Annotated in this window: 7 protein-coding genes; 2 read left to right on the forward strand and 5 right to left on the reverse strand. The window is 71.0% G+C overall.

Annotated elements, in window-relative coordinates; genetic code table 11:
* Positions 1-5: 5 nt before the first annotated feature.
* On the reverse strand, positions 6-2,255 hold the full coding sequence (locus tag OG828_RS45675) for an FUSC family protein (protein WP_328504478.1): 2,250 nt from the start codon (positions 2,253-2,255) through the stop codon (positions 6-8).
* 96 nt (positions 2,256-2,351) lie between these two features.
* Positions 2,352-3,719: an NAD(P)/FAD-dependent oxidoreductase gene (locus OG828_RS45680; RefSeq protein ID WP_328504479.1), complete on the reverse strand. Its 1,368-nt coding sequence runs from the start codon at positions 3,717-3,719 to the stop codon at positions 2,352-2,354.
* Between the two features lie 326 nt (positions 3,720-4,045).
* Here OG828_RS45680 and OG828_RS45685 point away from each other — a divergent pair, with 326 nt between their 5' ends.
* The gene (locus OG828_RS45685) at positions 4,046-4,648 is read left to right on the forward strand and encodes a hypothetical protein (protein WP_328504480.1); all 603 of its coding nucleotides are present in this window, start codon (positions 4,046-4,048) and stop codon (positions 4,646-4,648) included.
* A 14-nt stretch (positions 4,649-4,662) separates the two neighbouring features.
* Positions 4,663-5,223 (forward strand): fibronectin type III domain-containing protein, encoded by a 561-nt coding sequence (locus tag OG828_RS45690; protein ID WP_328504481.1) that lies wholly within the window; start codon positions 4,663-4,665, stop codon positions 5,221-5,223.
* A gap of 8 nt (positions 5,224-5,231) precedes the next feature.
* Here the strand turns inward: OG828_RS45690 and OG828_RS45695 are convergent, their stop codons facing one another.
* The 3 genes from OG828_RS45695 to OG828_RS45705 all read right to left on the reverse strand — a co-directional run bounded on the left by OG828_RS45695 (position 5,232) and on the right by OG828_RS45705 (position 10,838).
* The gene (locus tag OG828_RS45695; RefSeq protein WP_328504482.1) at positions 5,232-7,136 is read right to left on the reverse strand and encodes an AMP-dependent synthetase/ligase; all 1,905 of its coding nucleotides are present in this window, start codon (positions 7,134-7,136) and stop codon (positions 5,232-5,234) included.
* A gap of 125 nt (positions 7,137-7,261) precedes the next feature.
* Complete coding sequence (gene glgB, locus OG828_RS45700; RefSeq protein ID WP_328504483.1) at positions 7,262-9,466, reverse strand: 1,4-alpha-glucan branching enzyme; 2,205 nt, start codon at positions 9,464-9,466, stop codon at positions 7,262-7,264.
* 4 nt (positions 9,467-9,470) lie between these two features.
* Entirely contained in the window at positions 9,471-10,838 is a 1,368-nt protein-coding gene (locus OG828_RS45705) for a maltokinase N-terminal cap-like domain-containing protein (RefSeq protein ID WP_328370752.1), read from the reverse strand.
* Positions 10,839-10,848: the final 10 nt, after the last annotated feature.

Genomic DNA, 10,848 nt, shown 5'->3' on the forward strand with positions numbered 1-10,848 from the left:
CCGCGTCACTTCTTCGACTTCGACCGCGGCCCGACGGGCACGTTCAGGGGCCGTGCCAGACCGACCACGCCCTCGTCCAGGCGCTGCAGATGGCGCAGCACGCGGTCGGTGACCCGGCCGAACCGGGGAGTGCCGGGGATGTCGGGCTCCAGCAGCGAGGCGATGCTCGGCCCGGTCTCGACCTCGGCGGTGCTGTGCTCGTCCGCGACCTGCCCGGCGATGGCCTCGATGTTGTGCGCGATCCGCCGTCCGGCCCGGCGCAGCCGGGGGTCCGCCGCGATCGACGGATGGGTGGGCAGGAGTTCGGCGGTCGCGGCCAGCGCCCGCGCGTGGTACGCGCAGGTCTCCAGGAGCGCCACCACATAGCGCGCGGTGTCGCGTCGCGTCCGCAGGGGCGTGATCGGATGGGTGAGCGGCTGCGTGGCCGCGCTCAGATCGGCCAGCGCCTCGTCCAGGTCGCGCGCCTTGTCCAGCAGATCGACCTCCGGCCCGCCGCTGAGCTGGTCGATGGCGGCCTCGGCGACCTCGCCGAGCCGCTCCAGCACCGTCTTCAGCAGGTCGTTCGTACGACGGTCCGTGCGGACCGGCAGCACCAGCGCCGCCGCGACGATCCCGCAGGCCGCGCCGAGCGCCGTCTCCTCCACGCGCAGCAGCAGCACCGAGAGGCTGTAGGTGTGCAGCAGGGTGTAGAGCAGGCCGAGTGCCGCGGTGACGAAGAACGACATCAGCGTGTACGACAGCGGCGCCGTGTAGAACATCGCGAAGATGCACAGCAGCACCAGCGCGAACGCGGGCCAGGTGTGTCCGGCGACGAGGCCCGCGAGCACGATCCCGGCCACGACGCCGAGCACGGTCCCCAGGAGCCGGCGGTAGCCCTTGACCAGGATCTCGCCCGTCGACGCCGTGTTGATGAAGACGATCCAGCAGGTCAGCACCGCCCAGTACCAGCGCTGGCTGGAGAGCAGCTCGCCCCCGGCGATGGCGAGCGCCGAGCCGACGGCCACCTGCACGGCCGCCCGTGTCGTGGGGCGGCGCAGCCCTGTTTCCGTCGGCTCGCTCTCCTCGGCGCCGGTGATGGCCGCGTCCTCGGCGTCGAGTTCCTCGCGTGAACGGGCCGTCGCCGGGGTGTCGTCCGACTCGTCCTGCGGGCCGTCGAGGGCGATCCGCAGCCCGAGGACCGCGCGGGCACTCTCGCCGATGCCGCGGAAGACGTCCTGGACGGCGGGCGGCGCGGGCGGCAGGTTCTCCTCCTCGCGGTAGCCGAGCAGGCGGTTGCGCACGTGGGACAGCCCCGTACCGGTGTCCTGGGAGACCGGCCGCAGCACCAGCAGCCGGAGCGCGTCCAGGTCGCGCCGCAGTGTGGCGGTCGCCTCGTCGCGCACCGGAAGAGGGCTGCCCGTCGGGGCGGGCGCGCCCGGCAGATGCAGGGTGAGCGTGTCCGCCCGCTCGGCGCTGCGCGCGGTCAGCAGCAACAGGCCGAGCCGTTCGGCGGCGATCTCGGCGTCCGCGACCCGGCGTTGCAGCAGCCGCGCCACCGTCTCGTCGGACGTCCCGTCGTCGAGCCGGCCCTGGATCAGCATGGCCGTCTCGTGCAGCCGCGCCGTGCCGTCGCGTACGTCCTCCAGCGCCTTGTCGACGTCGTCGGGGCCCGCGTCCAGCAGGTCGAGCTGGGCGGACACGAGCCGGGCCAGCCGGGCGCGGAACGCCTCCCGCAGCCGCTCCAGCGTCCCCGCCGCCGTCTGCGGCACCACCACGAAACGCATGGCGGCGCTGCACAGGAAGGCGACGACGATCGCCCCGTACAGCTCGGGCAGGGCCGAGACGGTGGCGCCGACGAACAGGGACAGGAAGTACACCTGGAAGCCGATCAGCCCGAGCGCGGTGCCCCGGTCGCCGAACCTGCGCACATACACACCGGCGAAGACCAGCATGACGAAGAAGACGTCACCGGCCGCCACATGGGAGTGCAGCAGCGCCCCCAGACTCACGGCGGCCAGCGCCACCGGCAGGCCCAGCGCGAGCGTGACGGCCTGCGGGGCGCGCTGCTTCTCCCGGATGGCGAAGGTGGCGACCATCGCCGCCATGGCTCCCGCGACCAGATGGGTCACGTCGGACCCGAACAGGGCGAGCACGGCCAGCGCGAGGGCGATGGCGCCCACCGTCCGCAGTCCCGCGGTCAGTCGCAGCAGGCCGGGGTCGGACGCCGCCGCGAGGTCCCGCAGCCGCGCCCGGTCCCTTCGTCCCGCTGCTCTCACTCCGCCGTACTCACTCCCGCCGCCTGCCAAGATCAGGCCTCAGCATCGCACGCCGGGCCCACGCTCAGGAGAGCCGGTCGGCCACGTGCGGCGGCGTCACTGGTCCTGCCGGTCCGTGCCGTCGACGTGCGCCCGTACCTGTTCTGGCGTCAGATACGAGTGGATGTACTCGAAGTCATGCAGCTTGGCGGGCTTGCGGGACTGGAAGCCGGTGCGCACGAAGTCGTCGCCGGCGAGCGCGTTGAGCACCCAGTTCGTCATGACCCGCGTCTTGGCGACGTTGGTGCGCAGCGCCGACCAGTGGTAGCCGCGGGCCACCGCCTGCGCGGGCACGCCCCGCAGTTCGATGCCGAGCGGCTTGGACACGGCATCCTTGCCGCCGAGGTCGACGACGAGGCCGAGGTCCTTGTGGACGTACGGCACCATCGGCTGGTTGCGCAGCGTCGCGAGGACGTTCTCGGCGACCCGCTTTCCCTGGCGCATGGCGTGCTGTGCGGTCGGCGGGCAGACCGTGCCCTCCTCGTCCTTGGCCTTGTCGGGCACCGCGGCCGCGTCGCCGAGCGCGAAGACACCGTCGTGGCCGGGCAGGTTCATCTCGGCGGTGACCGCGAGCCGCCCCCGGACCGTCTCCGCGCCGAGGGTGGCGATGAGCGGGCTGGCGACCACGCCGGCGGTCCAGATCAGCGTGCGGGTGGGGATCACGCGCCCGTCGGTGAACGTGACTTCCTCGGGTCCCGCCTTGTCGATGGAGACACCGAGGGAGATCTCGATCCCGCGCCTGCCCAGGATCTCCTGGGCGCTGCGGCCGAGCTTGTCGCCCAGCTCGGGCATCAGCTTCGGCGCGATGTCGATCAGATGCCACTTGATCAGCGCCGGGTCGATGCGGGGATAGCGCTTGACGGCGGCGTGGGTGAGGCGCTGGAGGCAGGCGGCGGTCTCGGTGCCCGCGTATCCGCCGCCGACGACCACGAACTGCAGCCGCGCGGCACGTTCGGCGGGATCCTGGCTGGCGTCGGCGAGGTCCAGCTGGGAGATGACGTGGTCGCGGATGTAGGCGGCCTCGGCGAGGGTCTTCATGCCGAACGCGTGGTCCGTGAGCCCGGGGATGTCGAAGGTGCGGGTGACGCTGCCGGGTGCCAGCACGATGTAGTCGTACGGCTCGTCGACGATCTGGCCGTTGATGGTGCGGATGACGCACACCTTGGCCTTGAGGTCGACGCCTATCGCGCCGCCCGGGATGATCCGGGTGCGGTACTTCTTGCTGCGGCGCAGCGATACGGCGATCGACTGCGGCGTCAGTACGCCGGAGGCGACCTGGGGCAACAGCGGCAGATAGAGCTGGTAGGCGAACGGCGTCACCAGGGTGACGTCGGCCTCGTCGGGGGCGAGTTTGCGTTCCAGGCGGCGTACGCACGCCACTCCGGCGAAACCTGCGCCAACCACCAGGATCCTGGGTCGTGTCACGGTGTTCCATCCCTTCTGCGGCTCCAGGCGGTCCTACTGGACGCGGTTCGTATGCCCCTGGATCACTGGTTCGCACCTCATCGATCCCACCGTGCCTTCAGCCGTTCCGCCAGCCGGGTGCGGCAGGCAGACGAACGCGTCGATGACCACCATGCCCCGCCCGGTGCCCCGGCGCACCGGGCGGGTGTGAATGAGGTGTGTGCGCGAAGCCTTGACCGGGTGATTGGTCTGGTCCTACCGTCCGAGACGTTCGTTCAGGACAGGGATCGAGATTCACATACATGACTACGTGACTATCTCGATCACCCCCCACCCCAGGAGGCAGGATGTACCCACGCCTGCGGACGCTCACCGTGACCACCGCGGTGTGCGCCACGTCGTTACTGGCCGTCCCGCATGCCGTCGCCGAAGTGGAGCCCGGCGGCTGGCAGTCGGTCTCACCCAGCCACACCGTCCAGGAGCGCGGTTGCGGACAGGTCGACGGCCTGACCTTCCGGCTCACCTGCTCGACAGCGAGCGGAGACCAACGGGCTGAACGGCGCTACGCCACCTACACCGGCGGCACCCGGCAGTTCGAGGGCTACTTCCGCATCAACGACCTCAGCGGCACCAGGATCAGCCTCAAACAGACCTTCCACGAGTCGGGTTCGGGCCCGTACTTCATGCTCGCCGTCGAGCGCGGCGGCCGGCTGTACGCGGTGCACGGCGGGACCACGCTCTCCAACGCCGGGACCGTCGGCGCGACCGTCCGCGTCAACACCGTCCACGCGGTCGGCGACGAGCACCGCACCTACATCAACGGCTCGCTGAAGCACAGTTACGACAGCCCCGGCGGAAGCTTCTACGACAAGTTCGGCGCCTACCGCACCAACAGCGGCAACGGAACCGCCACCGTGGAGTGGAGCGGCATCCGGTTCTGGCGCAAGTAGGCGCACGCAGTCGTATGCCCAGGACGTCACGTATCGCGGTGCCGGCAGCGCTGTTCCTGGCGCTGTCGGCCTGCGCGACCCACGCGCCAGAACCCGACCGGCCGCTGAAGGCCGCCCTCACGACGCCCACCGACGCCGTCCTGACCTGGCACGACGACCGGCCCGGCGTCGCCGGCCACGTCCTGGAGTTCGCCACCGAGGAGGACGGCCCGTACACCGTTCTGCAGTACCTGCCCCGGCAGGTGACGACCTACCGGCACCCAGATCTCATACCGCACACGACGTTCCACTACCGGCTGCGGTCCTATAGCGGTCCCACCTCCGCACCGGCCCGCGCCGACCGCACGGACAGCATCCGCTTCACCTGGACCGACGAGTCGGACGACGAGGACGGCTTCCTGCTGGAGATCCGCGGAAAGGGCGCCACCCGATACGAACCGATCGCCGTGCTCGATCCGGACGTCACCTCGACCGAACTGGCCACCCTGCCCGGTGAGAAACGCGCCTCGTACCGGATCCGGGCCTTCGTCCTCGGTGAGCGGTCCAACGTCGTGCGGCTGACGACGGGGGAGTAGGCGGCAGCTCACCGGAACACGTTGTCCGACTCCTCCCAGCCCGCGGTTTCGTCCGGCGCGGTGCGCCGAAAACTGCGGGAACGCGCCTGGTACATGGCGTCGATCTCGAACGCGTAGTGCTCGACGATGGCGTCCCGGCGCAGCTTCATCGACGGTGTCAGCAGCCCGTTGGACAGGGCGAACGGCTCCGGCAGCACCCGGAACACACGGATGGACTCCGAGCGGGACACGGCGCTGTTGGCCGCCGCCACGGCACGCGCGATCTCCTCCCGCAGCGCGTTCTCCTCCCGGGCGTCCCGGCTCGGCGTGTCGCTCGGCAGGGCGAGCGCGCCGCGCCAGTGCGCCAGGAACTCCGGGTCCAGGGTGATCAGGGCGCCGACACAGGGCCGGTTGTCGCCGACGACGACGGCCTGATGGACCAGGGGATGCATCCGCAGCCGCTGCTCCAGCGGCGCGGGCGCCACGCTCTTGCCGCTGCTGGTGATGATGATGTCCTTCTTGCGGCCGGTGATCGTCAGATAGCCCTCGGGGTCGAGCCGTCCGATGTCGCCGGTCGCCAGCCAGCCGCCGCGGAGCGCGGCCCGGGTGGCGGCCTCGTTGTTGACGTAGCCCTGGAAGACGGAGGGGCCGTGCACCAGGATCTCCCCGTCGTCGGCCACCCGGATGTCCGTGCCCGGCAGTGCCTTCCCCACGGTTCCGGACCGCTCCCGGCCCAGCGGCTGCATCGTGATGCCGCCGCAGGTCTCCGTGAGGCCGTAGCCGTCGTGGACGTAGATGCCGATGCCCTCGTAGAAGAGGGACAGTTCGCGGTTGAGCGGTGAGCCGCCCGAGGTCGCGCGGCGTGCCCGGCCGCCCAGCGCCGTTCTGAGCTTGCGGTACACCGTCCGTTCGAACAGCGCGTGTTGCAGCCGCAGATCGAAGGCCGGCCCCGGTCCCTCGCCGAGCCGCTGCCGTTCGCAGGCCGCGGCGAAGTCCCGTGCCGTGTCGGCCGCCTTCTCGAACAGGGCGCCACGGCCCGTCTGCTGGGCCGTCCGCAGGAAGTTCTTGTAGATCTTCTCGAAGACCGACGGAACGGCGTAGAAGTACGTCGGCCGGAACGACTGCAGGGCCGACACGAGTGCCCGCTCGCTGATGTCGGGCTGGTGACCCATCAGGATTCCGCCGCGCAGACACAGGCCCTGGATCATGAGGCCGTAGACGTGCGAGAACGGCAGGAAGGCGAGGACGGACGGCTGCTCTCCCGGCGGTGCCGCCGTGTGGCCCCAGCCCGCGAGCAGCGTGTCGCAGGGGCTCGCCAGCCCGCGGTGGGTCAGCGCGCACCCGAGCGGATGCCCCGACGTGCCGGACGTGTAGGCGACGACCGCCGTGGAGTCCGGCATCACGATGCGGCGCAGTGAGTCGACCGTGGCCAGCGGGATGAACGCGCCCCGTTCCGTCAGCTGGTCCAGCGCCCCCGCGTCCAACTGCCAGACGTGGCGCAGCAGCGGCAGCCCCGTGCACACGGAGCCGACGGTCATGATGGCCTGCTCGTCCTCCACGACCATGGCCACGCAGGCGGAGTCCCGCAGGATCCACTCGATCTGGTCGCGCGACGCCGTCGGATAGATCGGCACGACCTCGGCGCCCACCGCCCACAGGGCGTAGCTGAGCACCGACCACTCGTACCGGGTGCACGCCATGATCGCCACGCGGTTGCCCGGCAGGATTCCGCACGCGACAAGCCCCTTGGCCACGTCGACCACTTCGTCGCGGAGTTCGACGGCGGTCACCTCCTCCCAGACCTCGGAGGTGGGGTGGGAGCGGCGCGCGAGCACCGGGAGGGTGGGCCGGAGGTCGGCTGTCTCGAAGATGCTGTCGGCGAGTCCGCCGGTCATGGGCGTGGTGGTCGGTGGAGCGAGGGCGAAGTCGCGCATGCGCTGCTCCTGCTGCTGTGTACGGGCTGTGACTTCGCCGACGAGCACGGTTATCGGCGGCCTCGAATCTAGCCCAGGTGACAGCCTGTGGTGCCGGGAACGGAGAAGTCGCCTCCGCCCGAGCGTCACACGGTGTACGGCGTCAACCACACCGTGGCCAGCGGCGGCAGCGTGATCCGGAGGTGTCCGTCCTCCGGTGTGATCGGGCCGGGGTTGGTGACGTCGCTGCCGCCGTACTTCGCCGCGTCCGTGTTGAGGCTTTCGTGCCAGGCGGGGACGGTGTCGGGGACGCCGAGGCGGTAGTCGTGGCGGACGACGGGGGAGAAGTTGGAGACGGACAGGAGAGGGGTGCCCTTCGCGTCGTACCTCAGGAAGGCGAAGACGTTGTCCTCCCATGCGTCCCCGATGACCCATTGGAAGCCGGACGGTTCGGTGTCGCGCTGCCACAGGGACGGGGTCGCCCGGTAGATCGTGTTGAGGTCGCGGACCAGGTCGCGCACGCCTCGGTGGTCGGCCTCCGCGCTGTACTCAGGATCCAGCAGCCACCAGTCGGGGCCGTGCGCCTCGGACCATTCGGCGCCCTGGGCGAACTCCTGGCCCATGAAGAGGAGTTGTTTGCCGGGGTGGGCCCACATGAAGCCGAGGTACGCACGGTGGTTGGCGCGCTGCTGCCACCAGTCGCCGGGCATCTTCGAGACCAGAGCCTGCTTGCCGTGGACGACCTCGTCGTGCGAGATGGGCAGGACGTAGTTCTCGCTGTACGCGTAGACCATCGAGAAGGTCATCTCGTTGTGGTGGTACTTGCGGTGGACCGGCTCGTGCGCGATGTAGCCCAGCGAGTCGTGCATCCAGCCCATGTTCCACTTCAGGCCGAAGCCCAGGCCGCCGCTGTCGGTCGGCCGCGTCACCCCGTCCCACGCCGTCGACTCCTCGGCGATCATCACGACCCCCGGCGCTCGCCGGTACACGGTCGCGTTCATCTCCCGCAGAAACGCCACCGCGTCCAGATCCTCCCGCCCTCCGTACACATTGGGCGTCCACTGACCGGAGTCACGCGAGTAGTCGAGGTAGAGCATGGAGGCGACGGCGTCCACCCGCAGCCCATCGATGTGGAACTCCTCGCACCAGTACACGGCGTTGGCGACAAGGAAGTTGCGCACCTCGGTGCGCCCGAAGTCGAACTCGTACGTCCCCCAGTCCGGATGCTCGGCCCGCCGGTCGTCTCCCGGCTCGTACAGCGCGTCCCCGTCGAAGCGGGCCAACGCCCAGTCGTCCTTGGGGAAATGTGCGGGCACCCAGTCCATGATCACGCCGATGCCGGCCCGGTGCAGGGCGTCCACCAGGTACTTGAAGTCGTCGGGGGAGCCGAGGCGGGAGGTGGGGGCGTAGTACGACGTGACCTGGTAGCCCCAGGAGCCGCCGAAGGGGTGTTCCATGACCGGCATCAGCTCGACATGGGTGAAGCCGAGGTCCTTGACGTAGTCCGGTAGCTCCTCGGCCAGTTGACGGTACGTCAGCCCGGGCCGCCAGGACGGCAGGTGCACCTCGTACACGGAGAACGGCGCCACATGCACGGGCACGTCCCCGCGCCGCGCCAGCCACTTGGAGTCGCCCCACTCGTAGTCGGACGCCGTCACCACTGAGGCCGTGTTCGGCGGGACCTCCGCACGGCGGGCCATCGGGTCGGCCTTGAGGAAGCGGCCACCGTACCGGGAGGTGATCTCAAACTTGTAGCGGGTGCCCTCGCCGATGCCGGGCAGGAACAGCTCCCAGACGCCGGACGAACCGAGGGACCGCATGGGGAACGCCGTCCCGTCCCAGCAGGTGAACTCCCCGGCGACGCGCACACCTTGAGCGTTCGGAGCCCAGACCGTGAAGCGGGTGCCGGTGACGCCCTGGTGGGTCATCGGCTCGGCGCCCAGCGCCCGCCACAGCTGCTCGTGCCGGCCCTCGCGGATCAGATGCAGGTCGAGATCGCCGAGGGCGGGCAGGAAGCGGTACGGGTCGTGGACTTCGTACTCATCGTCCTCATAGGCGACCACCAGCGTGTACGACGGAATCGCGTCCAGCGGCAGTACGGCGGAGAAGAGGCCGTCCCCGTCCGAGGCCAGGCCGGTGCGCCGGCCGTCGATCACAACGCTCACCGCGCGGGCGAACGGACGCAGCGCCCGGAAGGCCACCCCGCCCGGCACCGGATGGGCGCCGAGCAGGGCGTGCGGGTCGTGATGGGCGCCGGCCAGGAGGCGCTCACGGTCGGCGGGGTCCAGGGGCGCGGCCGTGGGCGGCAGCGGGCCGGACGGCTCGGGGAGGGAGGTGTCACGCAGGGCCACGGCTTCAGCTTCCTCTCACGGCGAGACGCTCGATCGCCGCCATCGGCACGGAGAGCCAGTCCGGACGGTTTCTGGCTTCGTACAGCACTTCGTACACGGCGCGGTCGGTCTCGTAGGCGCGCAGCAGCCCGTGCTTCTTGCGCGGGTCCCAGCCCGCACGGGCGGCATAGCCCGCGCAGTAGGCCTCCCGGCAGCGGCGCGCCCACTCGGGACGCCACGGCCGGCGCTGCCGGGCCGCGTAGTCGAAGGAGCGCAGCATGCCCGCGATGTCCCGCACCGGCGACTGGGCGCTGCACCGCTCGGCGAGCGGCCGGGACGGCTCGCCCTCGAAGTCGATGACGAACCACTCGCGCCCGGCGCGCAGCACCTGCCCGAGATGCAGATCGCCGTGGATCCGCTGGGCGGGCGGCCCGGTGTCGCAGGTCGTGAGCGCGGAGAACGCGGTCCGCAGACCGGGGACGAACGGCCGCAGCGCCGGTACGCAGTGCGCGGCGGCGTCCAGCCGCGAGATCATCGCAGCCGCCGTGCGGCCGTGCTCCTCGTGCGCGCCCGCCGGGAAGGCCGACGCCAGCGACAGGTGCACCTCGGCCATCGCCTGCCCCAACTGGTGTGCCTGTGCGGTGAAGTCGGCACCGGACGACAACGCGTGCAGCGCCAGGGTCCAGCCGTCGGACGCGTCCCGCAGATACGGCTGCAGCACGCCGAGCGTGGCCTCCTGCGGATGCGTGGTCCGGAACCAGGCCACCGGCGCGGGCACCCGGCGGCAGCCCAGCTCGGCGAGCGCGCCCGGTACCTCCAGGTCGGGGTTGACGCCCGGCTGGATGCGCCGGAAGACCTTCAGGATGTACATGTCGCCGTACACCAGCGAGGAGTTGGACTGTTCGGCGTCCAGCAGCCGGGGCGGCAGTCCGGCGGGGATCTCCACGGCCGGGTCGGCCTCGAAGCGCAGGGGGCCCACCGTGCCGGGATGCCGCAGCCGTTCCAGGAGCAGCTGCGCCGAGCGCGGGTCGTGCAGCGCGTCGTACACCGTCAGGCCGGCCAGCGGCCCGTCCTCCGCCCGCCCGATCAGGGCCCGGCCGAGACGCGGCGACAGATGCCTGCGCACACCGAGGAGCAACTGGTAGCAGTCACCGGCCGGCGCGGCACCGGTGCCGCCGGGGGCGGGCACGGCCGGGGGGCCGGCGTGCACCAGCAGGTGCAGACAGCCCGGATACAGCTCCGTCATGGACAGCAGCGCGAGGTCGGTGACGGGCCGGTCCTTGCCCGCGAACCACCGCTGCCGCGGCAGCCAATCGCGCAGCAGCCCGGCGAGCGAGGCCATGGGCCCGGCGACAGCCGTACGACTGGGGTGCAGCGATGCGGTCTTCGGCATGGTGACGCGT

It is taken from the genome of Streptomyces sp. NBC_00457, from assembly GCF_036014015.1.
Classification (GTDB): Bacteria; Actinomycetota; Actinomycetes; order Streptomycetales; family Streptomycetaceae; genus Streptomyces.

Excerpts from the sequence above, each read along its gene's own strand:
- OG828_RS45695 (WP_328504482.1), bottom strand. The coding sequence starts at position 7,136 with ATGCGCGACTTCGCCCTCGCTCCACCGACCACCACGCCCATGACCGGC.
- OG828_RS45685 (WP_328504480.1), top strand. The coding sequence starts at position 4,046 with ATGTACCCACGCCTGCGGACGCTCACCGTGACCACCGCGGTGTGCGCC.
- OG828_RS45705 (WP_328370752.1), bottom strand. The coding sequence starts at position 10,838 with ATGCCGAAGACCGCATCGCTGCACCCCAGTCGTACGGCTGTCGCCGGG.
- OG828_RS45690 (WP_328504481.1), top strand. The coding sequence starts at position 4,663 with ATGCCCAGGACGTCACGTATCGCGGTGCCGGCAGCGCTGTTCCTGGCG.